The 26668-nt window shown below is 51.9% G+C and carries 24 protein-coding genes and 1 riboswitch; of the genes, 11 read left to right on the plus strand and 13 right to left on the minus strand.

Annotated features, from left to right (window positions below; translation table 11 throughout):
- Positions 1 to 205 precede the first annotated feature (205 nt).
- The 3 genes from ctaD to CIG75_RS16715 form a co-directional block, all read right to left on the minus strand.
- Positions 206 to 1846 (minus strand): cytochrome c oxidase subunit I, encoded by a 1641-nt coding sequence (gene ctaD, locus CIG75_RS16700; RefSeq protein WP_407701266.1) that lies wholly within the window; start codon positions 1844 to 1846, stop codon positions 206 to 208.
- 22 nt (positions 1847 to 1868) lie between these two features.
- The gene (gene coxB / locus CIG75_RS16705; protein WP_094237668.1) at positions 1869 to 2852 is read right to left on the minus strand and encodes a cytochrome c oxidase subunit II; all 984 of its coding nucleotides are present in this window, start codon (positions 2850 to 2852) and stop codon (positions 1869 to 1871) included.
- A gap of 326 nt (positions 2853 to 3178) precedes the next feature.
- Complete coding sequence (locus CIG75_RS16715) at positions 3179 to 4324, minus strand: THUMP domain-containing class I SAM-dependent RNA methyltransferase (RefSeq protein WP_094237670.1); 1146 nt, start codon at positions 4322 to 4324, stop codon at positions 3179 to 3181.
- Between the two features lie 92 nt (positions 4325 to 4416).
- Between CIG75_RS16715 and CIG75_RS16720 the strand changes: the two genes are divergently transcribed.
- Positions 4417 to 4662, plus strand: coding sequence for a hypothetical protein (locus CIG75_RS16720; RefSeq protein ID WP_094237671.1), 246 nt, complete (start codon positions 4417 to 4419; stop codon positions 4660 to 4662).
- Here the strand turns inward: CIG75_RS16720 and CIG75_RS16725 are convergent, their stop codons facing one another.
- Together CIG75_RS16725 and CIG75_RS16730 are read right to left on the minus strand one after the other, a co-directional pair.
- Positions 4663 to 5139, minus strand: coding sequence for a hypothetical protein (locus tag CIG75_RS16725; protein WP_094237672.1), 477 nt, complete (start codon positions 5137 to 5139; stop codon positions 4663 to 4665). It abuts the gene before it with no gap.
- Between the two features lie 107 nt (positions 5140 to 5246).
- On the minus strand, positions 5247 to 7010 hold the full coding sequence (locus CIG75_RS16730) for an aromatic amino acid hydroxylase (protein WP_157729609.1): 1764 nt from the start codon (positions 7008 to 7010) through the stop codon (positions 5247 to 5249).
- A 215-nt stretch (positions 7011 to 7225) separates the two neighbouring features.
- Between CIG75_RS16730 and hemQ the strand changes: the two genes are divergently transcribed.
- Together hemQ and CIG75_RS16740 are read left to right on the plus strand one after the other, a co-directional pair.
- On the plus strand, positions 7226 to 7978 hold the full coding sequence (gene hemQ / locus CIG75_RS16735) for a hydrogen peroxide-dependent heme synthase (RefSeq protein ID WP_094237674.1): 753 nt from the start codon (positions 7226 to 7228) through the stop codon (positions 7976 to 7978).
- Between the two features lie 463 nt (positions 7979 to 8441).
- On the plus strand, positions 8442 to 9248 hold the full coding sequence (locus CIG75_RS16740) for a DUF2935 domain-containing protein (protein WP_094237675.1): 807 nt from the start codon (positions 8442 to 8444) through the stop codon (positions 9246 to 9248).
- A 43-nt stretch (positions 9249 to 9291) separates the two neighbouring features.
- Here the strand turns inward: CIG75_RS16740 and CIG75_RS16745 are convergent, their stop codons facing one another.
- A complete protein-coding gene (locus CIG75_RS16745; RefSeq protein ID WP_094237676.1) occupies positions 9292 to 10002 on the minus strand; it encodes an SIR2 family NAD-dependent protein deacylase in 711 nt (236 codons plus the stop codon).
- 3 nt (positions 10003 to 10005) lie between these two features.
- A complete protein-coding gene (locus tag CIG75_RS16750) occupies positions 10006 to 10551 on the minus strand; it encodes a GNAT family N-acetyltransferase (RefSeq protein ID WP_094237677.1) in 546 nt (181 codons plus the stop codon).
- A gap of 452 nt (positions 10552 to 11003) precedes the next feature.
- Between CIG75_RS16750 and CIG75_RS16755 the strand changes: the two genes are divergently transcribed.
- On the plus strand, positions 11004 to 12158 hold the full coding sequence (locus CIG75_RS16755; protein WP_094237678.1) for an aminotransferase A: 1155 nt from the start codon (positions 11004 to 11006) through the stop codon (positions 12156 to 12158).
- A gap of 173 nt (positions 12159 to 12331) precedes the next feature.
- Positions 12332 to 12475 (plus strand): hypothetical protein, encoded by a 144-nt coding sequence (locus tag CIG75_RS20825; RefSeq protein ID WP_157729610.1) that lies wholly within the window; start codon positions 12332 to 12334, stop codon positions 12473 to 12475.
- A 314-nt stretch (positions 12476 to 12789) separates the two neighbouring features.
- Here CIG75_RS20825 and CIG75_RS16760 read toward each other — a convergent pair whose 3' ends face one another.
- Positions 12790 to 12999 (minus strand): helix-turn-helix transcriptional regulator, encoded by a 210-nt coding sequence (locus tag CIG75_RS16760; RefSeq protein WP_094237679.1) that lies wholly within the window; start codon positions 12997 to 12999, stop codon positions 12790 to 12792.
- A gap of 188 nt (positions 13000 to 13187) precedes the next feature.
- On the opposite strand from CIG75_RS16760, the gene CIG75_RS16765 reads away from it, so the two are divergent.
- On the plus strand, positions 13188 to 13589 hold the full coding sequence (locus CIG75_RS16765; RefSeq protein WP_094237680.1) for a helix-turn-helix domain-containing protein: 402 nt from the start codon (positions 13188 to 13190) through the stop codon (positions 13587 to 13589).
- Positions 13590 to 13750: 161 nt separating this feature from the next.
- Here the strand turns inward: CIG75_RS16765 and CIG75_RS16770 are convergent, their stop codons facing one another.
- On the minus strand, positions 13751 to 14242 hold the full coding sequence (locus CIG75_RS16770; RefSeq protein WP_094237681.1) for an acyl-CoA thioesterase: 492 nt from the start codon (positions 14240 to 14242) through the stop codon (positions 13751 to 13753).
- Between the two features lie 144 nt (positions 14243 to 14386).
- Positions 14387 to 14578: riboswitch (cobalamin riboswitch) on the minus strand.
- A 28-nt stretch (positions 14579 to 14606) separates the two neighbouring features.
- On the minus strand, positions 14607 to 15839 hold the full coding sequence (locus CIG75_RS16775) for a GNAT family N-acetyltransferase (RefSeq protein WP_094237682.1): 1233 nt from the start codon (positions 15837 to 15839) through the stop codon (positions 14607 to 14609).
- Positions 15840 to 16046: 207 nt separating this feature from the next.
- Between CIG75_RS16775 and CIG75_RS16780 the strand changes: the two genes are divergently transcribed.
- From CIG75_RS16780 to CIG75_RS16800, 5 genes are all read left to right on the plus strand, one after another.
- On the plus strand, positions 16047 to 16871 hold the full coding sequence (locus tag CIG75_RS16780; RefSeq protein WP_157729611.1) for an IucA/IucC family C-terminal-domain containing protein: 825 nt from the start codon (positions 16047 to 16049) through the stop codon (positions 16869 to 16871).
- Positions 16872 to 17047: 176 nt separating this feature from the next.
- On the plus strand, positions 17048 to 18031 hold the full coding sequence (gene sbnA, locus CIG75_RS16785; protein WP_322348615.1) for a 2,3-diaminopropionate biosynthesis protein SbnA: 984 nt from the start codon (positions 17048 to 17050) through the stop codon (positions 18029 to 18031).
- A gap of 43 nt (positions 18032 to 18074) precedes the next feature.
- On the plus strand, positions 18075 to 19088 hold the full coding sequence (sbnB, locus tag CIG75_RS16790; RefSeq protein ID WP_094237684.1) for a 2,3-diaminopropionate biosynthesis protein SbnB: 1014 nt from the start codon (positions 18075 to 18077) through the stop codon (positions 19086 to 19088).
- A gap of 11 nt (positions 19089 to 19099) precedes the next feature.
- Positions 19100 to 20935 (plus strand): IucA/IucC family protein, encoded by a 1836-nt coding sequence (locus tag CIG75_RS16795; protein WP_094237685.1) that lies wholly within the window; start codon positions 19100 to 19102, stop codon positions 20933 to 20935.
- Positions 20932 to 22119, plus strand: a complete 1188-nt coding sequence (locus CIG75_RS16800) for a type III PLP-dependent enzyme (RefSeq protein ID WP_094237686.1) — start codon at positions 20932 to 20934, stop codon at positions 22117 to 22119. The genes CIG75_RS16795 and CIG75_RS16800 overlap by 4 nt, the downstream gene beginning before the upstream one ends.
- Positions 22120 to 23320: 1201 nt before the next feature.
- Here the strand turns inward: CIG75_RS16800 and CIG75_RS16805 are convergent.
- From CIG75_RS16805 to CIG75_RS16815, 3 genes are all read right to left on the minus strand, one after another.
- Entirely contained in the window at positions 23321 to 23701 is a 381-nt protein-coding gene (locus CIG75_RS16805; RefSeq protein ID WP_094237687.1) for a hypothetical protein, read from the minus strand.
- Entirely contained in the window at positions 23698 to 24981 is a 1284-nt protein-coding gene (locus CIG75_RS16810; protein WP_172844474.1) for a helix-turn-helix domain-containing protein, read from the minus strand. Before CIG75_RS16810 ends, CIG75_RS16805 begins: the two co-directional genes overlap by 4 nt.
- 290 nt (positions 24982 to 25271) lie before the next feature.
- Positions 25272 to 26459, minus strand: a complete 1188-nt coding sequence (locus CIG75_RS16815) for a helix-turn-helix domain-containing protein (RefSeq protein WP_094237689.1) — start codon at positions 26457 to 26459, stop codon at positions 25272 to 25274.
- Between the last annotated feature and the right edge of the window lie 209 nt (positions 26460 to 26668).

The raw sequence follows: 26668 nt of genomic DNA on the forward strand, positions 1-26668 counted from the left end.
CACTTCCTGATCTTGAATACCGAACAGGAATCGATGCGACTTGCTTACACGTTTGTGTCAGCAAGCGGGGAACAACTGGCCAGGCTCCGATCCCGGTCTATCATTGACAAGTGCGACTGATCAAAACGACAGTTGACCACCATGACGACCCCTTCCGCGAGCTGCCAGTATTCCACCGCTAGTAACGGCTGTTTCACAAGATGAGTTAGGCGGTGACACCGTCGTCATCGAGCGTTTTACCGTCCTTTTTCTCACCGAATTGATACGGGTCGGAAGTAACAACCGGCATCTCTTCAAAGTTGAACTCGGTCGGCGGCGAAGAAGCGTTGGTCCACTCGAGGGTTTGTGCACCCCACGGGTTTTGAACCGCTTTTTGGCCTTTGAAAATCGCATGCACCAAGTTTGCGATCAACAGGAGCGACGCGATCCCGATGACGAAGGAACCGATGGTTGCCACTTGGTTCAGCGTGGTCAGTTCCGGCTGATAGAAGAATACGCGGCGCGGCATACCAGCCATACCGATGAAGTGCATCGGGAAGAAGGTCAAGTTCGTACCGATGAAGTACATCCAGAACGCGACTTGTCCAAACTTCTCATGGTACATACGACCGGTCACTTTCGGGAACCAGAAGAACATACCCGCCATGATCGCGGTCATCGAACCGCCGAAGACGACGTAATGGAAGTGAGCGACAACGAAGTAGGTGTCGTGCAGGTGAAGGTCAAGCGGAACTGCACCCAGCATGATACCCGAGAGACCACCGATGGTGAACAGACCAAGGAAGCCCAAGGAAACGAACAGCATCGGAGTCGTATACTTGATCTGACCGCCCCAGAGGGTTGCCAGCCAGTTGAAGATCTTGATCGAGGTCGGAACCGCGATGATCATGGAAGTGATCATGAACGGAATCCCCTCGGTCATTTGCATACCTGCTACGAACATGTGATGCGCCCAAACCATGAAGCCGAGCAGACCGATCATAATAGAAGAATATGCAATCGCTTTGTAACCGAAGATCGGCTTACGTGCGAAGACCGGCAGGATTTCGGAGACGATACCCATCGCCGGGATGATCATGACGTATACGGCCGGGTGAGAGTAGAACCAGAACAGATGTTGATACAACATCGGGTCCCCGCCCGCCTGTACATTGTAGAAGACCGTGCCAAAGTGACGGTCGAGAAGCAAGGTGGTAACCGCACCTGCCAGTGCCGGAGTACCGAACAGCTGGATGAAAGAAGTTACCAAGTTCGCCCACACAAACAGCGGCATGCGGTTGAAGGTCATGCCTTCAGTACGCATGTTCCAAGTGGAGACGATAAAGTTGATCGCTGCGAGGATCGAGGACAGACCCAAGATATGCACCGATGTGATCCAGAAGTCAAGCCCAGCTCCTTGTGACTCGATCGAATACGGCGGATACGCCGTCCAACCTACGTCCGGAACAGCTCCAACGAAGAAGCTGACGAAAAGAACCAGACCGCCCAGCAGGAACAGCCAGAAAGACAGTGCGTTCATTCTCGGGAACGCCATATCGTGTGCACCGATCATGATCGGTACGAGATAGTTACCAAAGGCACCAGTGAGCATCGGAATGATCCAAAGGAAGATCATGATGGTACCGTGCACGGTGAACGCTTGGTTGAATTGCTGCGGCTCGAGTACCTGAGTATCAGGCAATGCGAGCTGCGTGCGGATCAGGATCGCCGCCAGACCGCCAAAGAAGAAGAAGATAATCGAGGTGAGGGCGTACATAATCCCGATCTTCTTGTGGTCAACGGTTAGAATCCAATCGCGGAAGAAAGACTTGCGCTTAACATCTCCCGTCGCTGCCAACGTTTCCACCCCCATCGTTTTTCAGATAGTGTTATTGAAGAGACTTGATATACTCGACAACATTTTTAATTGCCTCCGGTTCCATTTGGAACGCAGGCATCATACCAGTGCTATAGCCTTCCGGAGTTTTTGCATCCGGTTGGACAATCGCTTCTTCCAGGTATTTTTCGTCGACCGTAACTTCTTGGCCGTTTACGATTTGTTTTTTGCCGAAGAGACCTTTCCAGGTCGGGCCTGCCGACTTGCCGCCATCGATAGTGTGGCAAGAGGTGCAACCGTTCGCTTGAACGACATATTGCGCGTCAGTCTTCGGACGGGTCAATTCTGCGTCTACCCATGCGGTGAACTCTTTCGCCGGCATGATCTGCAGGTCAGCCAGCATCAATGAGTGCTGATTACCGCAGTATTCGGCGCAGATGACGCGTTTTTCGTATTTGTTCTCCCCACCACTGAGCTGGTCAGCGTTTACCCAGAAACGCGTCTCACGGCCCGGAACCGCGTCTTGCTTGATACGGAATTCCGGAATCCAGAACGAGTGGATAACGTCTTTGGAGTAGATTTTGAAAAGGACATTCTCGCCTTCCGGGATGCGCAGGTCGTTAAACGATTTCGCACCGTTCGGATATTCGAATTCCCATGCCCATTTCATACCGGTTACCTTAATTTCGTAAACATTTTCCGGCGGCTCTTGAATGGTGTAAACCATACTGGTGGAGTAAATCCCGATAAACACCAAAATCAATGCGGGAATCAATGTCCAAATGACTTCAGCCTTGGTATTGCCATCGATCGCCTTACCGTGCTTATCCGGATGTTTTCTCTTGTACCGAATAAGGAAGATAACCAAGAGCGCTTCTACCAAGATGAACATAACGAGAGCAATCCAGACGATCATCCCAAACAGACCGTCGATGTCTTTCGCCGTTCCGGTCAGGGCTTCTGGAAGATAAAAGTTACTCAGTCCCACTTGTCCTCCTCCTATCTGTGAAATTTCCTTTTGTGCTGCGGAAGACACGTTGCACTCTTCCTGTTATCACCACAGGACAATAGGTTCGACGTGTTCAGACAGCATTCTACTTTTCGATTATACTAGTTCTTCCCGCTTTCATGTTTTCTTTTTTATGTCCATTTTGGTCATTTTCTTGACAAAAATGTGACCGACCGCACGTAATCTTCGTTTTTTGACGAAACAGCACAATTTACTCAAGAAAACGTCTCGCAAAGCAGGAAATACCGCCAGTATATCTACTAGATTATAGAATGCAGTTTCCTCAGACTCGCCTCCCATTGTACACCAAAAAGCCCCCTTGCAAACAAGGGGGCATCTGGAAGTGGTAACAATCATGTGAAACTTCGACGCGGCGGTAACGGACCGAAGTATTGGTAAAGGTCGCACTCGATCCGACCATTATACAGCTTGCGTTTTTTATCGGTGCGTTTGCCGTACAATTTCTCGAACGATTTGTTCGAAGTGAGGATGAACACCGACCATGTGTCGAGTTTTTGCGTGATCAGGCCAAAGTCTTTGTACATCTCCTCCACTTCGCGGCGCTCGCCAAGACGCTCACCGTACGGCGGGTTGCCGACCAGAACGCCGTATTGTGATTCCACTTTCAACTGCTTCACAGGCAGGTTTTTCAAACGGATGCCGTCCGACACTTTGGCCTGCCGAATGTGGTAGTTGGCGAGTGACAACACCTCAGGGTCGATGTCAGAGCCGATGATTTCGAGCGGTCGATCAAACTGGGCCAGGTCTTTCGCTTCTTCGCGCGCCTTGTCCCAGATCCGCTGCGGCACGACCGGCCAGTTCGATGCTGAAAAATCGCGGTACAGGCCGGGTGCGATGTTGCGTCCGATCAGCGCTGCTTCGATCGGAATCGTACCCGAACCGCAGAACGGATCGATCAGCGGACGATCCGGCTTCCAACGCGTCAGGTCGATGATGGCCGCTGCCAGCGTTTCTTTGAGCGGCGCCTGCGCGGTCAACTGACGATAGCCGCGCTTGTGCAGACCTGCGCCAGACGTATCGAGCGTGATCGTGGCGATGTCTTTGTTCAGCGCCACCTGAATGCGGTAGAGTGGTCCGTTTTCATCAAACCACTCGATGCCATACGCCTCTCTCATCTTCTCGACGACCGCTTTTTTCACGATGCTTTGGCAGGCCGGCACGGAGGAAAGCTGCGATTTTTGCGACTTGCCGTCCACCGGGAACTCAGCATTCTTCGGCAGCCACTGCTGCCAATCGACCGCTTTGACCCCTTGGAACAGCTCTTCAAAGGAAGTCGCTTTAAATTCTGCCATCTTGATCTGCACGCGGTCGGCACTGCGCAGCCACAGGTTGGCGCGGGCGATCGCCGTTTCGTCGCCTTGAAACTCAACGCGTCCGTTTTCGGTCACCACATCGGTGTAGCCGAGGTTTTTCACTTCGCGGGCCACAATCGCTTCGAGTCCCATCGGAGCGGTGGCTATCAACGTAAATTTTGACATTCGTGATCCTCTTCCGTTCTCAGAATGTTGCACGCAGCTTCCGTCCTGAGTACCCATATTGGGTGTGTAATTTGCTTTCAGGAGGTTGAAACGTGCACAAAAAGCTGCAACCCAAACTGTTGCCGCCTAAAACGTTACAAATGAAGGGCATCTCTCCCCGCACGATGCAGGAGCATGACAAGCTGTATGAGGGCTATGTAAATAAAGTCAATGAAACTCGGAAGCAACTCGCCAGCATCGATGTGTCCAAAGGCAATCCCAGCTACAGCTCCGTGCGGGAGCTCAAGCGCTCTGCCAAAGCGCTAAAAGATAGGTCACGCTTCAAGATCTTCGGGTAGTTACTCCATTTCGAAGAGCAGTTCCCCTTCTTTGTCATAAAATCCTTCGCCATCCACCTGCAGGTGGCCATCGGTCGCGTCGAGCAGCTGCTCGAGCAGTTTCTCCGCGACTTCCCAGCCCCGCTCGGTGATGTCATTGGGGATCAGACAAGCAAAAATCTGCTCGGTGCTGCTCAAGATGGCAGCGACCTCCGCTTTGCCTTGACCTTCGAGCGCTTGCAAGTTTTCCTGAAACTCGGCGATCTCTTCGGCCAGTTCGCCCGTTTCATCGCCCGCCTTTGAGCGGTCGAGAATCAGCGACATCTTGTTGGCATCATAAGCGATGTGCAACGTCTGCCAGTTCGGGTCGGCAAAGCGCTCCTCTTCGTGATCTGGAAAGGTCTCAAATTCAAATCCTGCCCGCTTCAACACTTCGGTCAGTTCGGCCAGTGCAGGCGCAGTTTGCTGTTTCGTCATCACACGTAAAAAATGGGCCATGAAGTTGCTCCTTCAATTCAATAGTCTCTCTGCTAGTATTGCCCAATCCTCGAAAAAAGACCAGCGCAAGTGCGAAAACTGCGCTGGTCTTTCGATATTGTTGCCCATTAACGAGCCAAGTTGATGCCGTTCTCGATCAATTCCTGCAAGCCTTCATCTGTAGCAGCCAGTTCGTTCAACCACTGTTCAATGTGCGCTTGTAAGTCTGGAGCAAGTCCTTTTGGCGCGAGGAGTTCCAAGATCTCAACACGCAGGAGCCAGTCGTTCGGGAACGCTTCGTCAAGAACTGCCACCGTGCGCGCCGTCAAATCCTGCACGCCGCTGTCATCCGAATTCGCTTCACGAAGGTTGCGAATCGACTGGTAGAGGTCGTACAGTTTCTGCTCATCGGCCGTCACCTCATGACGCTGAGTGTTCAGCGCCGATTTGGTGAAGGTAGATGAAGCCCATGCCGCACGGTCTGCCGCACCTGCATACACCGAGGTGATCACAGCGCCGACCGCCATATCGAATGTGCCCCACTCCGCTTGGAAGAGGACATGGTCGCCGTGCGTCACCGTGCAGTTGTCAAAACCGATCAGCACGATCTTGCCAGCTTCGCGCAGAATGTAGGTCACTTCACCGGATACGGTCACGCCCGAAACAAATGTCAGATCGGTGACGTTGCCTACTTGCAAGCCTGCCGCATCAAGTTGCGTATCGCTAAAGTCTTCCAGCGGTGTGTCATGCCCTTTGATCAAGCCGATCGGGGAACCGAAACCTTCCCCGTGGTACTCAAGGTCGTGGCCGCTCAGCATTTGGTTGGCGACCGCCAGCATCGTTGGGCCTGTGGTCTTCAAGTAGACCGCCTCACCTTGAGCATCATACTCAAGGTGAGTAAACGTGCCGCTCACTTGCAGACCGGACGAATAGACGGCCGTCGCGAGGTTGTCCGAGCGAAGCGCTTTTTTCAACGACACGGTGCCGCCGACTTGGTACGCCATCGTTTTCGCAAACTCTTTCACCGCTTCAGTCAACTGATCGAAGTTCTCACAGACGTACAACTGCGGCTGGGGTTCGGTGATGTTGTAATCCTTGGTCGAGCAGGTGTGCAGATCGAAAGCAACCTTTTGCACGTGCGGTCTGTACAGAGCGCGGCTTTCTCCCATCGAGGAGAGCAGTCCGGCGCCGTAAATCTTCGGATCGCTGACCGAGCCGATCAAGCCGTATTCCACCGTCCACCAGTACAGCTTGGAGATGTCACCCGCTTCGGACGACTCGATGACTGCAGCTTCGGCACGCTTCAGATTTTCTTCCGCTTCCTCGACCTGCAACGCCGTAGCCCGCGGATCTTCTTTGACGATGGACAGCAGACGGATCGCTTCATACAGATCATGATCTTCTTTGGAAGCGAGTGCCTTGGCGCCTATTTCGCCAAAAAATTGGAGGAACTCTGCGTAACCTGGATCGTGCAGCATCGGAGCATGTCCGGCCGACTCATGGATGATGTCAGGCGCCGGGGTGTAAGCGATATGATCCAAGGTGCGGATGTCGCCCGCGATCGGGAGCAGTCGGTGCGCTTGAAAATCGAAAAAAGCAACCGGAGGAATAAAGCCGTCGATCGCAACAGCCCCCCAACCCATTTTCGAAAGCTGGAGATTCATCTGTTCAATATTCGGTACCGACTCGGTAGACATGCCGGTCACACGCATCCCGTCTTCGTAAGAGCCATAGCCCTTCTCCGCCAAAAATGCACTGTTTTGGCGAAGTACATAGCGCCAGACCGCATGGTCGATCGGTGAGTATTTGTCATAGTTTTGTTCCACGCAGAATGGTGTCAAATGCGGCGGAACTGGAATCAATGCAGCAGTAGTTGTTGAATGGCTTTTCAAGGTGAAGACCCCCTTCGAGATCAGAATGCCTAACTATTACTCTACCACATCAGAACGTAGAAACGAAACAACATTTAACTCATTACAATTTCAAAATATACACGGAACTTTCATATTTGTCGATGCTGTGACTTCGTGTTGAACCGAAATTCGTTATGGTATACTAACGGGGAAAGCGAGGGTTCGTACGTACATATTAAAGGAGTTGTCACGACATGAGTCAAAACGAAGCATTGCTTACGCTGGAGGGCTGGTTTGCCCTGCACGATTTCCGCAAGATGGATTGGGACGCATGGAAGGCTGCGTCCGAAGAAGACCGCAACCAAGCGATCGACGAATTGCTGGCTCTGATCAACAAATGGAACCTGAACGAAGAAGCGAAAGAGGGCAGCACTGCGCTGTACTCGATCCTCGGCCACAAAGCTGACATGGTGTTTATGTTCCTGCGTCCGTCCTTGGAAGAGCTGAATGCGATCGAAACCGAATTTAACAAAACGAGCTTTGCCGACTTCACCTACCAGGATTATTCCTACGTGTCGGTCGTCGAGCTCTCTAACTATGTCAACAGCCCGGATGCCAACCCATATGAAGACCCGCAAGTGCGTGCGCGTCTCTACCCGTCTCTGCCGAAATCGAAGCACATCTGCTTCTACCCGATGAACAAAAAGCGCTCCGGCGAAGACAACTGGTACATGCTGACCATGGAACAGCGCCGCGAAATGATGCGCTCGCACGGGATGATCGGCCGCACCTATGCAGGCAAGATCAAACAGATCATCACCGGCTCCGTCGGTTTCGACGACTGGGAGTGGGGCGTGACCCTCTTCTCCGATGATGCGCTGCAATTTAAGCACATCGTCTACGAAATGAGATTCGACGAAGTGTCCGCTCGCTTTGGCGAATTCGGCAACTTCCTCGTCGGGAACATTTTGGATGCTGAAGGCGTCCGCAAGATGTTGAACATCTAGTTTCGGGCATTTGTTTGGCTTGAAACCCATACATTTCGACTGAAACAACAGAGCTTATCAGACCGCACGAACGAATCGTAAGACTGCCTAAAATCGCTACGATGATCTGCTGGCAACATCACACGATACGTTCGAATCGCAGTTTACACCCCTCCAGGGTCCACATTGGAGGGGTTTTTTCATGACCAAAAGGGCTTTTCATGATCATAGCGAAAGACTTCCTGCACGACAAGATTTGGAAGGTACAACCATTGAAAGTAGTAGTCTGATGAATCGGACCTAAGATCCAACGGGCAGTCACTATAACTAGACATAGGGCACCTTTAAACCCTGTATCTCAAGGCTCAGTGGTGCCCGCTTTGATCTATTGTGATTGCAAAAATGGAAAAGTTAGGCTCATCTCTTCTGCACGCTGCTGGGTAAACGCACATAAGTTGCCTATGACAAAAGGAGGAGAGACGACTTGCCTACCCATCAACAGGCCGCCTTGTTTGAACACCGTTTTTGGCTCCAGATCATGGGCGATCATGCCCGATTCATTCTGGCCACCCTCTCGTCACAAGAAAAGCGGGAAGTTGAGCGCACTCTCGCGTTTCGCTCCTCATTTGACCAGCTGTTAGCAACGTCACGCCATCACTTGTCGGACGAGGAACTGATCGTGCTCGCTCAGCAAGCGGCCCAACTGACCCACGAGTTTCGCCAATTCAAACTGCATCTCGTCTCCCGCCAACTGACCGGAGAGATCGCGCTCACACTCCCACCGACGTTCCTCAATCATATGGTCAACGAACTTGAGGAATACAGCCGCATCCTGAACCATCTGCTACAAGGCAAAGAACCGCCCGTCTTCCATGCTGTCCACCACCACCTGCTCTGGCTGCCCGATGCGTCCGGTCATGCGGACGGCTTGGCCTCCTACACCGATATGAGCGAGAAGTTGGTCATCGCCAGAGCGAAATCTTTCTCCGCACATTTCAGCGACCTTTATCTAAAAGCGATCGAGATGGCAGGCTTCTTGCGCACCGGACTTCAGGAGTTCCCACCGCTTGCTCGATTGAACAAAGAAAGCGAACTGGAGATCCTGCTGTTCATGGAATTCCTCAATGAACTGGAACAGATGGAACTGGACCACACCCTCCTCAGCACCCTATCCCCGCTGATGCCCGATCACATGTATCGTGAAGAATGCTATTACCTGACCAAGCTAGGCGCAGTGTCGAACCTCTGCCAACCGAATTGCGACCCGACCCGGCCTCGCGTCCAAGACTAGGGTGCGCAAAAGGCACTCGCCATTCGAGTGCCTTCTCCACGGATCAAAGCTGTGAGTTGAGCGCTTGCAGCAATTCGCCCGCCTTGCCTGTCACCACCAGATCAAACCGATCATCGTGCTCGGTCGGCTCCGCATTGAGCATCACTAGCCTCCCCTGTGTCATCATTGGCAGCTGTGCGACCGGATAGACTTGCAAACTCGTCCCGATCACCACCATCAATTCTGCGCTGCGCATGTCGTTCAGCGCTCGTTGCCAAGGCAGCGCGGGCAGTTGCTCCCCGAACAGCACCACATCGGGCCGCAGTTTGCCCTGACAGAGCGGACAAGCTTTCCCCGCCAAAAAGTCGGTCTGTGCGGTCTGATGCGCACAGGTGTTGCAACGCACCGTGCGAAGCGAACCGTGCAGTTCGTATACCTGTTGACTGCCCGCCTGCTGATGAAAGCCGTCCACATTTTGTGTCGCCACGCTATGCAAAAAGCCGCGCTGCTCCCACTCCGCCAAAATGTGATGACCGCGGTGCGGCTTGCAAACGTCCAACCCACGTATGCGCATCGCATAGAACTCTTGAAACAGTCGATAGTTCGATTCCAGCGCCTCCACCGTTGCCACCGTACGCGGGTCGATGTTCTGCCACCAACCGCTAGCGGAGCGAAAGTCGGGCAGCCCGCTCTCCGTAGACATCCCTGCCCCGGTCAATACGACGGTGTACCTCGATTCCTTGATCCAGCGGGCCAGCGTTTGAATCGCTTCCATCGCTTACTGTCCTGCCCACTCGGAAGCAAGCATCGAATAGACCACATGATCGAGCCAGCGATCATACATCCATTCGCGCTGGCGGAGCACACCTTCTTTGACAAATCCGAGTCGCTCCGGAATAGCTTGGCTCTTCACGTTGCCTGTCGCGACCCGAATCTCCACCCGATTCAGTTGATATTCCTGAAACGCCTGATCGACCAGCGCCTTGACTGCTGCTGTCATCAAGCCACGCCCTGTGAATGACCGGCCCAGCCAATAACCGATCGAAGTGCCACGGTTGCTCCAATCGATAAAATGATAGCCGATCACGCCTGCGAGCTGACCTTCATAAAAGATCCCGTAGTGTGTGCCTTGGTTGTTCGCATATTGCTCTCGGCCCATCTTAATGAATCCGAGCGTGTTCTCCACCGCCTGCACTCCATCTACGAACGGCAACCACTCGCGCAGATGCTCACGATTCGCATCGGTCAAACGAAAGAACTCCTCAGCATGAAATTCCTCCAGTAGACGCAATTCAGCGCCTTCAAATAATACGTGTTTCAGCATGACGCACATCCTCCTCAACGACGAAAAATTTTACTCATTGTACCATAAACATCTACTGCATGACCGAGTTGGACACTTGTCAGTTGCAAACTTGTCCTCTTTGACATCTACTGTATCATCAACATTTCGAAGGGGGTGACTTTGTTATGTACGGTGCACTTGGTCCACACACGCGTTGGGCGGTCGTCTTCCTGATCATCTTCGTGTTGTTTATCCTGCTCATTCCTCCCTGCTAATCAACGGGTCACCCACGAAAAAGGGATTTGCTCCACCGAGCAGATCCCTTTTTCGTGGGCAGATCAAATAAGCCCGTTCCGCACAGCTCTGACCCATTTGCCACGCCCGAGACTTTGCGCATTCGGAAGGATGAAAAATCGGAAGGGTTGCTTTTTTCTTGGCCGCTCTTGGAGTAAGATAGGGAGAACGTCAAATCGGAAAAAGGATGATCGATGATGGAACACTTGCTCAACCAGCGCGTACGGGACATTCAAATGTCGGGCATTCGCAAGTTTGCGATGATCGCAGCCGAATACCCAGACGCGATCTCACTCACACTCGGCCAGCCCGACTTCCCAACTCCAGAGCATATCAAGACGGCAGGTCAAACTGCCATCGCAAACAACCGCACTTCTTACACACCCAACGCCGGACTGCCTGAGTTGCGAGCAGCAGCCAGCGCTTTTTTGTCTGCCAAATACGGTCTTTCCTACTCCCCGGACACGGAGATCATCGTCACCAACGGCGCATCCGAAGCGCTCGACATCGCGCTGCGCACGATCTTAACTGAAGGAGTAGAAGTGCTACTGCCAGGCCCGATCTACCCAGGCTACGAGCCGCTGATCTCCCTGTGCGGTGCAGTTCCAGTCTATTTGGATACGACAGAAACCGAATTTCGCGTCACCGCCGAGATGGTGCAACGGGCGTTGACCGACAAGACCCGTTGCCTGATCTTGCCCACACCGTCCAATCCGACCGGAGTGGTTCAAGATGCGGACAGCTTGCAGGCGATCGCCGAAGTGTTGCGCGACCGCGATGTCTTCGTCATCTCCGATGAGATTTATAGCGAACTACTATATGAAGGAACGCATGCGTCGATCGCCGCGCAGCCTGCGATGCGCGAAAAGACGATCGTCATCAACGGGTTGTCCAAATCACACTCGATGACCGGCTGGCGCATCGGCCTTACGTTTGCCCCCGCCTATCTAACAAAACAGATGGTCAAAGTCCATCAATACAATGCCGCCTGCGCTTCCTCGATCTCGCAGTATGCTGCGTTAGAAGCGCTGACAGCAGGGATCGACGACGCCGCACCGATGCGTGAAGAATATCGCCAGCGCCGCGATTACGTCTGTGCTCGCCTGCTCGCCATGGGCTTTGATCTGGTCAAGCCGAGCGGAGCGTTCTACCTTTTCCCCTCGATCCGAAAATTCGGCCTGTCCTCCTTCGACTTCGCCACCCGCCTGCTCGAACAAGCTCGGGTCGCCGTCGTGCCCGGCGTTGCATTTTCTCCACTGGGTGAAGGATTCATTCGCATCTCCTATGCTTCGTCGATGGAGCAGTTGCAAGAGGCGATGGATCGCTTGGAAACGTTTATGAAATCACTCTAACCAAAAGAAGCGAAGCACAACATGTGTGCTTCGCTTCTGCTTTTTAGCAAGATTCAATTGTCAGCCCCATTGATTACACTTATGAAAAAATATGTTTACAACCATTGCATAAGCAGATTGTTCCAGTTACAATCAAAACGATGTCATGCAGGCCAGAAAAGGGAGTTTTTGTTTTGAACAAAAAACTATGGCTCCAACTGAACACCAAGCGTTTCCAAACAAGGCTGCTCATCTTTTCACTGCTCAGCGCAGCGACGGCTGAGACACTCAAATGCATTTATTGGGGGATCAAAGTGTTGCAAGCATCCGCACTCTAATCCCCTTGTAAAACAATAGAAGAGGCGGGTCAGGATTGCACCTGTTGCAAGAAAGGCGCTCCATCAGGTACCCATCCGTCCAAAGAGAGTCACCTGATGGAAGCCAATCATCGGACTGCATGATGTCCAGGTACAATCTGACCTGTCTCTCCTAAGCTCTAGTAACCGTAATGAGTCTACCTATTATCCATACTGCCCATACACACAGGTAATCCTACTCTCCGCGATCAAAATTTGTCAAGCGAGCGACGGAGCAGAGTTCTCCGTGTGCCAAGCCCTTCCGAGCTGGGCCAATCGAACCGCTATGCTGTCAGCTACTCCTTCTCCTCCACACCTGCTTGGTCGAAAAACAACTCATCGACCGTCAGCTTGAAAAACCGCGCCAACTTGATCTGCAGTTCCCTGCGCGGAAACCTGTGCCCTGCCTCGATCATCGCATAAGTGCTGACCGGAATCCCAATCTCATTCGCCATTTCCTTTTGCGTTCGATCACCGCGCAATGCTGCCATCTTCTCGTTTTTCATGCGCCCTCCCGCCCACACTTCGAAACCTATATGCAATCATTATAGATACGTATCGTGAACAGTTCAACGCAAAGTACAGCAAGTACACATTATGTGTACCATTTTGCTCTATACGAATGAGAATCACCATGATAGGATGGGGAGGAAATGGCAATCACATTACGTGATTTTAAGAAGGGGGCGTATGTGTGACAAACACATTTTGTGAACGATTATCAGCACTTCGAGTCAAAAGCGGCCTTTCGCAGCAGAAGTTTGCAGACATCTTGAATCTGACCAAAAGCGCACTCTCCAACTACGAAAACGGCACTCGCGAGCCTAACTATGCGACCTTGGTCAACATTGCGGACAACCTCAACGTCTCGCTCGATTACTTGCTCGGGCGCACCGACGACCCTCGCCCCGTCAAACTAACTGTCGGCACTGAGCGACCTTTCGAATTTCCCTACAGAGAACTTCTGAAAAGCTTAAAAGACGACCAATATACGTTGGGTGGACGCCCGATCCCACATTTGATGAAGACGATGATTCAAATCCCGCTCGAATCGATTCAAAAAATCATCAACGCCTTTTTGGCGGAGAACAAGTAATCGCGTTGCCCGTTTGTTTCCTCGCGTGTATAAAATGCAGAAACAGCAAAGGAGTCCACGCGGGCTCCTTTGCTGTTTGGGGTCCTCTCCATCCTCTGTCGTTTGCGCTCAGCTGCAGACGCCCTTGCGAACAGAAGGTGCAAAGAGATCACTCCATTCGCTTACAATTGTTCCTGCGCCATCTTCTTCCGACGTTCCATCCGCACCGCATAGCGTCCTTCTGCCAATTCGTACTGCCTGCGCTCCTCAGCAGATTGCGGTACAACTTGCGGCACCGCAGTCGGCTTCCCTTCCTCATCTAATGCGATAAACGTCAGATAGGCCCTTGCCGTCAATTGTCGCTCTCCGGTCAGCAGGTTCTCCGATTCCACCTTCACATAGACTTCCATCGAGGTTTTGTGCACCCATGTGACATACGCCTCCAGATTGATCGCTTCCCCCGTCTTGATCGGCGCTAAAAAATCGAAATTGTCACTGCCGACCGTAACCACCGGTTTGCGACTGTGCCGCATCGCGGCGATGCAGGCGATTTTATCGACATAGGCCATCACTTTGCCGCCAAAGATCGTTTTGTGATGGTTGGTGTCCGGTGGAAATACGAGATCGGTCATGCTGGTTCTCGACTCACTACTTGGCTTGCTGAACTGTGTCATCGTAATACACTCCTTTTTGAACGATACTGCTGTAGCCAAACAAAAAACCCAACCGATAGGGTTGGGTTGGGGCGTGTACAACGAAGTGGACGACATCAAAATGAGATCGTCAAGTGGACACACCGTTCCTTTCCGCGAAGGTTGCTTGGTGTAGCGAGCAAGGTAGGTCTCCTGGCTTCCGAATCATCGCGTTCTCTCGTCTTCCCCAACGTGGATTGAGTGACATTGCTGAGAGATAGCTCCCCGGTTACAGTGGCGGGACCGCTCGGGATTTGCACCCGATTCCCTGTTACCCCTCGTGCTATGTGCGAGGGCACCTTACTGCCGACTTATGCAGTTGTAGTTTTACTATACCAGCTCACTCCTAAAACGCAAACATGCACATCATCTTCTCATTGGTGCGGAACAGCCGGGTCAGCGTCTCCACATGCGCCGCATCGGACAGCTTGGCCAAACCTAAGCGGTGCAGGCGGTCGAACGTGGTCGTGCCTGCGAGCAAGCTGGAAAAATCGGCGACAGGAAGCGTCAGTTCGGCATCGACCGGACCCTCGGTCACCATCTGCGGACGGCCTTCGTCGAAATACAGCAACGTGCTGGCCTCGTTTTGCGGGAGAAAGCTGTCTTCGAGGGTCAGCTTCAGCTTGAACGTCTCCCCGTTGAAGTTGTGTTTTTGCAATTCGGCAAACAACTTTGGAACATCGACCACGCGCACCATCAACCCGCAACCACTGACGCTGGTTTCGAGGAAGATCGAATCGAACACATCGTGCATGTTCGTCGATGTGGTGCTCAACAAGTAATGAATCCCCTCATCTTGTGTGCTGATGTTGACGCGGTGGAACTGGTCCGCTTGGCTGTGCAAGAAGGTGAACAGCTCCTGCAAGGCCTGATCGCTCTCGTAGACGATGTGCGGGATATAGATCTGGTTGACCAGCATGTGATCTTTGATGAAACGCATCAACATATAGCCTTTCAACACACCGTCTTCGCGGAAGCCGACGACGCGGGCGCTGTCCGCCTTGAAGAACCCTTCGAGATGGTGCGCAGACAACGGGGTCAGTCCATTGCGCGTCAGACTGTAGCGGTTGTAGCAGGCGACCACTTCTTCGAGGTTGTCGCTCGTCAGAATTTCCAAATTGTCCTTGCTCGTATAGCGCGGCAGGTTGGACGGCTCGATGCTGAAGCGACGGTGCTCGACGCCCGCACCGAAGCCCATCTGATTATAGAAGGACATGCGAAACGGAAACAGCGTGACAAAGCTGGTCCCTTTTTCACGGAAATGCTGAAGTGAGAAAGTCATGATCTCCTTGGCGATCTTCTCTTTTTTATACAAGAGATCGACTGCGACCAACGCGACGCCGCCCACCGGAACCATGCCTTGACCGCGCAGGTTCATCTCAAAATCGAGCAGGCACATGCCGCCGACCATCGTTTGCTCACGGAAGACTCCGTAAAACGTGCGCTCCGGAAAGCTGAAAAAGCGCTTCATCGAAGCTACCACTTGCTCCAGCGTGCCGCCAAAACCCGGGTACGCGTTGCGGTACAGTTTGGCAAATAATTCTGTATCTTCAAGTCCTAACTTTTTGATCTCAAGCATGCTGGACGACTCCTTCAATTTTTAATTCTATTATAAACGAAACCTTCCATTTTTGGATATGCTCCCCTTCATATCTATACAGCCGCTTCCTGCGTTCTACCACTGTTTTTTGTACAGAATCCTTGACAACGAGAATCATTATCACCTATGCTACAAGTAACGAATCTAACCGAACCCTCTTTTCCTGGAAAGGAGTTTGTATACAAGATGAACCAGCTGCCGCAGCATGTGAAAATCATCGAACGTTTGCGTCAAGAAGGGATGCGCCTGCCCTTCCATTTTGCAGAGGAGCAAGATCGTCCAGAAGGCATTGCGATCGAACGTCTGCTCAAGGACGTTACTTTGTTGCGCAATCTGATGCAAAATGTGGCGACGCAGATGCAGTCAAACAACCTAGTCGCTGCCGCATCGCTGTTTCAAAAGCGGCTGGCTTCCGTCTTGCTCGCTTCCGTTCTCACGCCGCTGTCAACCGTCGGGCTTGGCCTGATCGCCGATGCCGACTCGACGGAGATCGTGCTCGTGGACAACCTGCCTGCCCGTGTGATCCTTGATAGCAGTCACCTGCAACTGCTCGTCAATCGCCTGCCCCACGATTATCAAAACCTTGGCCCTGGCCATGTCCATCACGATTCTGCACAGGTGCAACTTGTGCTCAAAGCGCTGTTCGATCGGACGCTCGGGCCGTTGATCTATCAGATCGCCTCCGAGTTCAAACTGTCCCCAAAAGTCATGTGGGGCAATGTCGGTAACTTTGTCGGCTATCTGTACGGGGAACTGTGCGACCACCCCGTCTATCAACAAGCCGCACAAGCCGACAAAGAGGTACTCTTTCACTCGGTCGGTTTCACTGCGCCGCCGCTTTCCCAAACGTTCCACGAAGTCTGGCTGGAAGAGATCACTCCAGCTCGCAAAATTCGTGTGCGCAATTCCTGTTGCCTGTGGAACCAGTTCCCCGGCAACAAATCCTGTACCACCTGTCCGCTTGTCTGCAACGCCGAGCGAGCAGAATTGCTCACCGCTTACAACGCCTAATCGAATATGCCTACCCAAGCCTTGCCTTCCTTCGGAAGCGCAAGGCTTTTTTACTATTTTTTTATTAAAAAAAGAGAAGCGCGAACAAAGTTATTGACATGAGAATGGTTATCATTCAATATAAGTTATGGTGATAATGATTCTCATTCCCATATTTGCAAAGGAAGGTGTCTCGTTTGACCGCATCCTTCGTCCTCGCGCCGGAGCAACCGCGTCCGGTGTTACAGTCGATTGCCGACTGTGTTGGCAACACGCCGCTCGTGCAGTTGAACCGGCTGTTCCCCGGCCGGAACATATATGCCAAGTTGGAGCTGATGAACCCCGGCGGCAGCATGAAAGACCGCCCCGCTCGCTACATCATCGAAAAAGGCTTGGCCGATGGCATTTTCACACCCGATACCCACCTGATCGAAAGTACGTCGGGCAATCTCGGCATCGCGCTGGCGATGATCTCCCGCATGTACGGCTTGCGCTTTACCGCGATTGTCGATCCGAAGATCACCAAGACCAACCTGAACATCATCAAGCAGTTCGGGGCGAACATCGACATGGTCAGCGTCCCCGATGCGGCAGGGGGCTATCTGCAAACGCGCATCAACCGTGTGAAAGAGCTTTTGCAAACATTGCCCAACGCGTACTGGATCAACCAGTATGCCAATGAATTGAACTGGAAATCGCACTACCACGGAGCTGGCAGCGAGATCGCTGAGAGCATAGATGGAACGCTTGACTACCTGATCGCGCCCGTCTCCACCACGGGCAGCATCCTCGGCATCTCCCGCCGCCTGCGTGAAAAATTCCCGCAGCTACAAGTCATCGCCGTCGATGCGGTCGGCTCGGTGATCTTTGGCACCAAGCCTGCTCCGCGTGAACTGCCCGGCATCGGGGCCTCTCGCGTGCCGGAGATTTTCAGCCCGGCCGAAATTCAACAGGTGGTGCACGTCACCGACCTCGAATCGGTCTCTGGCTGCAACCAACTGCTCGATCAGGAAGGCATCTTCGCCGGCGGCTCGTCCGGCTCGGTGATCGCAGCGTTGCAAAAAGTGTTACCCACCTTGCCCGAAACGGCTCGCATCGCCATCATCCTGCCCGACCGCGGCGACCGCTATCTCGACACCGTCTATGACGCAGAGTGGGTAAAGTCCCTGCATCGTAGCTAAATCGACCAACTACAATTTCCACCCCTGAGAGGAGAACCATACAATGAACAACCCTTCCATTCTCTACCTGAGCAAAGCTGACATCATCTCCGTCGGCGGTGGCACTTCCGACCTGTACGTCAAAGCGCTGTCGAACGCCCTTGAACTGCACAGCAAAAAAGATATCGTCCAACCGCTCAAGCCCTACCTGCGTGTCGATGAGAAAAACGGCCACATCGCCGACCGCATCATCGCGATGCCTGCCTATGTCGGCGGTGAAGCGCCGGTGTCGGGTATCAAATGGATCGGCTCGAAAGCGGACAATCCGCAAAAGCGCGGCATGGAACGCGCCTCTGCGCTGATCGTGCTCAACGATCCTGAGACCAACTACCCGATCGCCGTCATGGAAGGCAGTCTGATCTCCGGCATGCGCACCGCCGCGGTCACGGTGCTGGCCGCTCGCTATTTGGCGCGTGAAGGCTTCACCACCGTCGCTTGCATGGGTTCGGGCATCATCGCTAGCATGCAACTCCGTTCCCTGCTCGAACAGTTCCCGTCGATCACGACCATTCACCTTTTCGACCTCAACGAAGCGGCAGCCCACCGCCTCGCCGACACCTTGAAAGAGCAGCGCGAAGGTCTTGAGGTGATCGTGGCGACCGATGCGGAAAGCGCGGTGCGCCAAGGCGACCTCGTCGTCACCTGCACCGTCACCGACAAGCCGTACATCCCGTTTGCTTGGTTGAAAAAGGGCGCGTTTGTCTCCAACATCTCGATCATGGACGTGGAAAAAGAAGTCTTCCTCAAAGCGGACAAAGTGGTCGTGGACGACTGGGATCAGTGCAACCGCGAGAAGAAGGTGATCAACCAGCTCGTGCTCGAAGGCACCTTCTCCCGCGAAAAGCTCCACGCAGAACTAGGGGAAATTTTGACCGGAAGCAAGCCGGGTCGGGAAAATGAAGACGAGATCATTCTGCTCAACCCGATGGGCCTCGCGATTGAAGACATCGCTTCCGCTCATGAAGTGTACCAACGGGCCGTGTCTGAAAATGCAGGCACACGCCTGAACCTGTACTAGAGGTGAACGCGATGACCGATCAGCATCTGCATCAGGCCAGTTCTGCAGCACAATCGGCTGCTGCTGAACGCCTGTTCAATACGTTTTTGCGAGAAACGGGCCAAGCGCCAACCGTCCTTTTGCCAGTCGACCCCCGCTGTAAGGCGTTGCCAGCTGTAACACTGGAAACCCTGCAAGCGGACGGACACCTCTTCTGCCTTGAACTTCCCGCCACCAAGACGCGCCTGTATGGTTCGCTCCGCTACTCCTCCTTGTTCGGGCATCACCGCTACGGCCAGCATTTTTGGATCGAAACGGCAGAGCGCTCCCTGCAACCGGCCGACGCTTTGCAAGTGGCCAATGCCATTCTGCTCGAAGTCGGACAGCGCGATCCAGACCCGTTGTCACGCAAGCACCGCACGGAAGCCTTGTCCGAGCAGGTGCAAAACTCGATTGAAAAAACGACTTTGTTCGTCCAGCACCACCTAAAGCACGGCGCCAAGCTGTGGGAGCTGACAGGTGGCGAACGAACCAAGCGCTCCGAAAGCGGGTTGGTGTTCGGACATCCGTTCCATCCGACCCCCAAAAGCTCGGAAGGATTCTCAGCGGAAGATTTGCCGCTCTATGCACCGGAACTGAATGCTTCCTTTGTGCTCAGTTACTTTGCGGCAGCGCCGGAGATCGTGCAGGAAGCATGGGTGGAAGGGACCGACATCGACCCGTTCCCAGCCGACCTGTTGGAAGAAGCGAAGCATCGCCTCTCGTCCGACCGTCAGCATTACAAATTGTTGCCTTGCCATCCATGGCAGGCCAAACATCTGCTGGGCTGGCCGGAAGTACAGGAACTGATCCAATGCGGGCAGTTGGTCTACCTCGGACCGCTCGGCGTGGCGGTGCACCCGACCTCATCGGTACGCACCGTCTGGTCGCCAGGTCTTGGTGTGTACATCAAACTCCCGATCAATGTCCGCATCACCAACTTCATCCGCGTCAATCCGCTCGATCAACTGCAGCGTACGCTCGATGCGGCGACCTACACCGAACGTTTGCGTCCGATGCCCTATGGAGGTTTTACCGTGCTCGCTGAAGCGGGGTATCGAACGCTCGTCCCACCAGGTCTGTCCGAAGCGGCAAAACATCGGCTGATCGAAAGCTTTGCTGTCATCTTCCGGCAAAATCCGGTTCGGATTGGGCAGGAGGAGGAACAGACGCCCGTCGTCGTCGCCTCGCTTTTGGAAACGCCGCCTGGCGAAGACGTGACAGCGTTGTACCGCTTTATCGAGCAGGCCGCACAAACGAGCCTTGAGCGGCTCGATGCCGCTTTTGTAAAAGCATGGCTGCATCGCTATATCGGCATCTCCCTCCTGCCGTTGCTCGACCTATTTTTCCGCCACGGGTACAGCGCCGAAGCGCATGTGCAAAACTCGATGATCGCATTCGACCGAGGTTGGCCCTCCCATTTTTATGTCCGCGATTTAGAAGGCGTCTCCGTTTCGCGCGATCTGGGTGGGAGCGTTCTCCGAGCAGACAGCGCAGCGCTTTTCGATGACGAGCAGGCGTGGCACCGCTTCAAATACTACATTTTCGTCAATCACATCGGCCATCTGCTCCACACGTTGGCGCATGACACCGATGTCTCCGAACGCGAACTGTGGCAAGTCGTGGCAGAAGCGATTACCGCCCACAAAGGCTTTACTTCGGAACGTGCCACGCGTTGCTTGGAAGATCTGTTCCACACCGCGTTTCTCCCTGCGAAGGCCAACCTGATCTCGCGCTTCCAAGGGCGTGCCGAAACGCCGCTCTATGTGGATCTTCCCAACCCTCTGTACAGATCCGTTCACCAAGCCAAGGAGGGAGCGACCGCATGAAGAAGATCGTTGAGTATATCAATACTGCCAAACAGGAAAGCGACAAACCGTTCTGTGCCTTTCTGTACGACATGGAGCACCTGTGCACGCATGTGCAGGCCCGCGTACAATCGATGCCTGCCAACACGCGTTATTTCTATGCGATCAAAGCCAACTCCGAGCTGCCGATCTTAGCGGCGCTGGCACCGATCGTCGATGGCTTCGAGGTGGCATCGATCGGTGAGGTGCGCAAAGTCCGCTCCGTTTCGCCAGACATTCCGATCATTTTTGGCGGCCCTGGCAAATCGGACGAAGAACTGATCGGAGCGCTTGAGCATCACGTGTCGCTGATCCATGTGGAAAGCCTACATGAACTGCGCCGCTTGAACGAACTGTGCGGCAAGCGCAACACGGTCATGCCGATCTTGTTGCGCGTCAACCTGCGCGGCCCCCTGCCGACCGCCACACTTGCGATGGGCGGGCGACCGACCCAGTTCGGCATCGACGAAGGGCAGATTGCCGAGGCGATCCAACTGGCGAAAACTTTGCCGCACGTAAAGCTCGAAGGTTTCCATCTCCACTCGCTCTCCAACAACTTGCACGCGGCGGAGCACGTCAAATTGGTACAATACTACATCCAGCTCATCAAAGGGTGGGCGGCCGAATTTGAACTCACCCTCTCCACGCTCAATGCCGGCGGTGGGATTGGCGTCAACTATGCCGATCTGAACGACCAGTTCGACTGGGAGCTTTTTGTCAGCGAATTGGGGCCGATGTTGGAAGCAGAACTGCCTGAGGGGCTGACCGTGCTCTTCGAATGCGGGCGCTATAACACTGCGTCTTGCGGCTACTATGCTGTCGAAGTGCTGGACATCAAAGAAAACCACGGCAAAACGTATGCGATCGTGCGCGGCGGCACCCAACATTTCCGCCTGCCCGTCTCGTGGCAACATAGCCATCCGTTTGTGGTGCTGCCCTCGGAGCGTTGGGACTACGCGTTCGAGCGCAAAGAAGTCAACAACATCCCGCTCACCGTCGTCGGGCAACTCTGCACGCCCAAAGACGTGCTGGCCAGCGACATCACCGTGCCCCACTTGCGCATCGGCGATGTGATCCTGTTCCTCTATGCGGGCGCATACGGATGGTCGATCTCACATCATGACTTCCTGAGCCATCCGCACCCGGATCATCTGTATTTGGAATAGGGAACAGCGACGTGTAAAATCAGGGTTCTCATGGGCAGAGCAATACGGAAATGCAAAAAGACCTTTGCGGCAGTGGTCGAAAGGTCTTTTTGCGATGCGTGTGGAGATGAAGGGCGGGGGAGTTGCTTAGCTATGGTCTGCTTTAAATGCGCTTTGCATCGGGTCTGCCATTGTTACGTCGTTTGTCAGGTTTTTTTCCACATGTTCCAACAGAACTTTCAGTCCCCTATATATCGGGTCTGTCATTGTTACAAACACAGTGAAAAGGATTCAGCATACCGATCGAGACTTTCAGTCCCCTACATAACGGGTCTGCCATTGTTACCTGCGGAGATTTTTACCGACTTCGTTGAATTCTTTTACTTTCAGTCCCCTATACAACGGGTCTGCCATTGTTACTCGGCCTCAAAGCGCTGAAAAGGCTGTCCGCTTTTCACTTTCAGTCCCCTATCTTACGGGTCTGCCATTGTTACATTGAGTCGACATCAAAAGAACTGTACTACGAGATCCACTTTCAGTCCCCTATATATCAGGTCTTCCATTGTTACAGTATTACACCTGCCGCGAAGCGTGGTTGCTCTTCACCTTTCAGTCCCCAATCTAACGGGTCTGCCATTGTTACCTTCATGCGGGAGACAATGGAGTTTCGTTACTTTATCTTTCAGTCCCCTATACAACGGGTCTGCCATTGTTACGATAACGGACACCAACTCGCCGCTACACAAGAACAATATCTTTCAGTCCCCTATACAACGGGTCTGCCATTGTTACTATGGGACACCGCGTTTACAAGATCGACACCGAGGAACTTTCAGTCCCCCATATATCGGGTCTGCCATTGTTACCGACCGAATCGGCCAACGATAAAACGAGGCATAGCAAGGCTTCTGGCGCTCTTTGATTCGGACTGCATCTTGCTTTTTTCGAGGATCGACTTTTTGCTTCAAAATAGGGGGTATCCTCGAAAAGATACCTTGTTGCTTTTATTGTTTCCTCCTATAGTATAAGGTATTCTTTCCCTGGATAAAATAGCTAAGTTTATCTTGTAACCGCATCACGAGACTTTCGTACGGCCTTCGAAACCGATCAGTAAAGCGGGATTTTAAAAATTGCGCTACAACTATCGAAAAATTTTTTCGTTACGCCAGATCAGTATGTACTCAACAAAAAGACGACCAACAAAGGTCGCCGTCGATGATTCCTAACCGTCCAAACCTTCAAGATGCAACTTCGCATCTGTTTCCGTCCCCGCTTCGAACTCGTGCCCGCACCACATCCAATTTCCTTGTCGCGCCTTGCGCTTGTACAGATACCCCCAACTGCCATTGACGCCGACCATCGCGCCTGCTCTTTCCCATAAAACACCGTCAGCTAAGCCCGCTACGCCGAAAATTCTCTCTTCAAATTTGGACATGGCCTGATAAAAATTTTGTGCTTGCACTCGATGACCGCGAAAGTACCAACGATCCTGATCCTTCTTATGGATGAACAGGCAACCTGCTAACCTCCCGATCCTCACCTTCGTTCGAGAATAGCACTCCCAATTCAGTCTCTCATAAGGAGTCATCAGCTTTACTTTCACAACACAATCCCACGCTGGTCGAGTTGCTCGATCAGGTTCTGCTGAAATCGAACCATCCGTTCATATGCTTTTTGATGCTCTCCCTTCCTGTCCAAGTACTGGCACATTTGCCGATTCACTTCGTCAAGCTCCGCCATCTTGCCGTGCTGCTCAAAAATCTTGATCGCGTTGGTCAGGTGTTTTTCTCCCTTCAACTCGTCATTGTGATGAAAATAGACAAAGGAGAGAACACGGTGGACTTTCCCTATTATCGGATCAGTGTCTGAAAGCGCCATTCGAGCTTTTTCTGCGTATGCCCAGGCTTCGTCTAGTTCATTATGTTCCAAGCAGATCATCGCTATGTCTGCCATGATGTCTCCAGCTTTAGATTTGTCCCCATCTCGCTCATACTGATCCGCTATGGATAACAGTTTTTGAACGGACATCTTCCAATCGCTCGACGCACGTTGCAGCATGACCAAGCGATGTTGCATCGCGTGGCACTGTTGCCTGTTCGCTTGTTCCTCCAACAGCACTTTTGCCTTCATCGCATATTCTTCTGCTTGTTCATACTTCTTTTGCCGATCATAGAGCTCTGCCAAACGGATGTATGTCTTCCCTCGTTCTTCACCATTGCACCGATTGAGTAACAATGCCTGCTCGTAATACTCGACCGCCTCCGAACCCTTCCCCATCCGCTCATGAAGGGTCGCGAACTGCATCAGAATCTTTGCTTGAAAATCTGCGTCAAGATCTTCAACTCTTTGTACTTCATCCCAAGCTCGGCTCGTATGAAAGAGTGAGATCGGATATTCATTTTTCAACAAAGCGACCTGCCCAAGAGCTAACATCACTTCAGCGAGCAAATGGTTGTTCCGTCCCGTGTTGCAAATTTGATAGAGCTGATTCAACACTTTTTCCGCTTCAAGAAGATTCCCCAACGCAATGTGGCATCGTGCAAATTCTATCTGCAAGTTCTCTTGTGGAATCCGATGCTGTGTGTGTTCTAATAGATCATGCAACAACGGCATGGCTGTTTGAAATTCCTTCGCTCGGACCATGCTCATCGCCAATTTGTATTTGCTGGAGTATTCGAGATCCAGATTCACCTCTTTTAAGAGTTGCTCAAGTGGAACTTCGAGGCGATTCGCAATCGCAACCAGCGTTTTATACGAGGGACGCGCCCGGTCACTTTCAATTTGCGAAATTAAAGATGGTGTGCATATGCCAGAAGCAAGCTCAATTTGAGTAGTACCTTTTTTCAGGCGAAGTTCACGAACTCTTTGACCGAGTGACATCATTCCCATCATCCTTTCCAGAATTAAGTATCTAAGATTAGGATAATTGGGATGGATTGCAAATAATATATTTTAAATTAAGTGCCTTGCCATTGCGTAAAACGCCATATGTCAATTCGGAAAATGACATAAAAACGCCCTCGCTAAAATTAACGAGGGGTCGATTGTTTACCGATATGCGGCGATTCCAGGTTCAGGTGGAGAGGTTTGCGCTTGGTTGCTTACAGACAAACTGCCTGTAAGCAAGCTAAGAATGGCTGCAAACATCAATCCCGATAGTACCCATTTTCTCACTAAAATCCCTCCTCATTTAGAAACTCACTTTTGGTACCAGAAAGCATACGACTCTTTTCATAGTATCTTATCGCACTTTCTCCGTCATCTTTCAAAAAATAATATTCCATCAGTGATTTACAAGCGAGATAACGGAGCGTTTGGCTAATGTTCGGATTATTAATTACCGACTCTGCATAAGACGGATCATCTCTGACGACAGTTTGCATCACCTGTAAACGTCCCCAATATTCTGGATACTCCTGTGCAAGTGACTCGTATTCATTTAGAACTTGCATCGCCATGTCGTAATCACGAAGTTGCAGTAACGACTTAACATATTCTTTTACTGCAAGGATCAGTATACCTTCAAACTCCTGCACTGTATTGATTGCTGAAACTAACAATCTGGCAGACGTTTTGTAATCACCCGCAATGTATTCATAATGCGCGACATTAATTAAGGCGTGTCCAATTTGTTTTTTGTCATTTGTCTGCTCAAAAAGTTCCAGTGAACGATACGCAAGTTTTTTTGCCTGTACCAACTCGCCGCGATCCTCGTACATTTTCATTCGAGTGTAATACGCCCGCCCAAGTTTATTTGGGTCATCAGAAAACACTTCTTCAACGAGTTTTAGCATCTCTTCGATCTGACTATATTCTTTACGAATGGAGCTAGTTAACATCAAGTTCGAGGTAACAAGATACAGCAGTTGTTTATCATCAAATTCTGTTTCAACGCTTTTTGCATACTCGTAAGCAGTCAACCATGTTTGGTGTGCTTCCTCGAATCTTTCTTGAACAAAAAGGACCCGGCCTAAAAGATTCAGGCTATTTCCTCTCTCCGTCATGCCTTTAGCAACTTCGACCAACTCCATTGCAAGGGCATTCGCTCGAATCAACATCACTTTTGTTCTTTTTTTGCCAGTCAGAACTTTTACCAATTCTTGCTCTTTTTGAAAGGTATCCTCCTGTTTCAAGCGTTCAGGGGACACGTTTAGCCCTTTCGAAATAAGTTCTAATTCCGAAGGAGCAATACGTCTCGTGCCAAGAAGCATTTGACGGAATGTCTCGCGATTCATCCCAATTTTCTCCGCAAATGCACGAATGCTATACGCATCGCCTTTCTCGGTCATCAATTCTGAAATACGTCTCCCTAACTTGATTTTGGCAAGCGTCGAACTTGCCGTATATTCAACCGTAGACATAAAAATGCCCTCCTATTACAAATAATCCAGTGTATATATAAAAAGTTCCTCACAGTTATACATTCGGTAATTATATATAATAGTTATTCATTTGTACACAACAATTCTAACTCTTGAGGAATTGTAGATGTGTAGAGTCTCTTCAGTTATTTTTTGTTACTGCCCGCTTTGAATATAGATTTGCTAAGTATCAGACCTCAAGAGATGTA

This window comes from Tumebacillus algifaecis (assembly GCF_002243515.1).
GTDB lineage: Bacteria > Bacillota > Bacilli > Tumebacillales > Tumebacillaceae > Tumebacillus_A > Tumebacillus_A algifaecis.

Bases quoted from the DNA above. Each gene is read 5' to 3' on its own strand.
- CIG75_RS16715 (WP_094237670.1), bottom strand. From the start codon at position 4,324: ATGTCAAAATTTACGTTGATAGCCACCGCTCCGATGGGACTCGAAGCG.
- CIG75_RS16725 (WP_094237672.1), bottom strand. From the start codon at position 5,139: ATGGCCCATTTTTTACGTGTGATGACGAAACAGCAAACTGCGCCTGCA.
- hemQ (WP_094237674.1), top strand. From the start codon at position 7,226: ATGAGTCAAAACGAAGCATTGCTTACGCTGGAGGGCTGGTTTGCCCTG.
- CIG75_RS16745 (WP_094237676.1), bottom strand. From the start codon at position 10,002: ATGGAAGCGATTCAAACGCTGGCCCGCTGGATCAAGGAATCGAGGTAC.
- CIG75_RS16750 (WP_094237677.1), bottom strand. From the start codon at position 10,551: ATGCTGAAACACGTATTATTTGAAGGCGCTGAATTGCGTCTACTGGAG.
- CIG75_RS16755 (WP_094237678.1), top strand. From the start codon at position 11,004: ATGGAACACTTGCTCAACCAGCGCGTACGGGACATTCAAATGTCGGGC.
- CIG75_RS16760 (WP_094237679.1), bottom strand. From the start codon at position 12,999: ATGAAAAACGAGAAGATGGCAGCATTGCGCGGTGATCGAACGCAAAAG.
- CIG75_RS16770 (WP_094237681.1), bottom strand. From the start codon at position 14,242: ATGACACAGTTCAGCAAGCCAAGTAGTGAGTCGAGAACCAGCATGACC.
- CIG75_RS16775 (WP_094237682.1), bottom strand. From the start codon at position 15,839: ATGCTTGAGATCAAAAAGTTAGGACTTGAAGATACAGAATTATTTGCC.
- CIG75_RS16780 (WP_157729611.1), top strand. From the start codon at position 16,047: ATGAACCAGCTGCCGCAGCATGTGAAAATCATCGAACGTTTGCGTCAA.
- sbnB (WP_094237684.1), top strand. From the start codon at position 18,075: ATGAACAACCCTTCCATTCTCTACCTGAGCAAAGCTGACATCATCTCC.
- CIG75_RS16795 (WP_094237685.1), top strand. From the start codon at position 19,100: ATGACCGATCAGCATCTGCATCAGGCCAGTTCTGCAGCACAATCGGCT.
- CIG75_RS16800 (WP_094237686.1), top strand. From the start codon at position 20,932: ATGAAGAAGATCGTTGAGTATATCAATACTGCCAAACAGGAAAGCGAC.
- CIG75_RS16810 (WP_172844474.1), bottom strand. From the start codon at position 24,981: ATGATGTCACTCGGTCAAAGAGTTCGTGAACTTCGCCTGAAAAAAGGT.
- CIG75_RS16815 (WP_094237689.1), bottom strand. From the start codon at position 26,459: ATGTCTACGGTTGAATATACGGCAAGTTCGACGCTTGCCAAAATCAAG.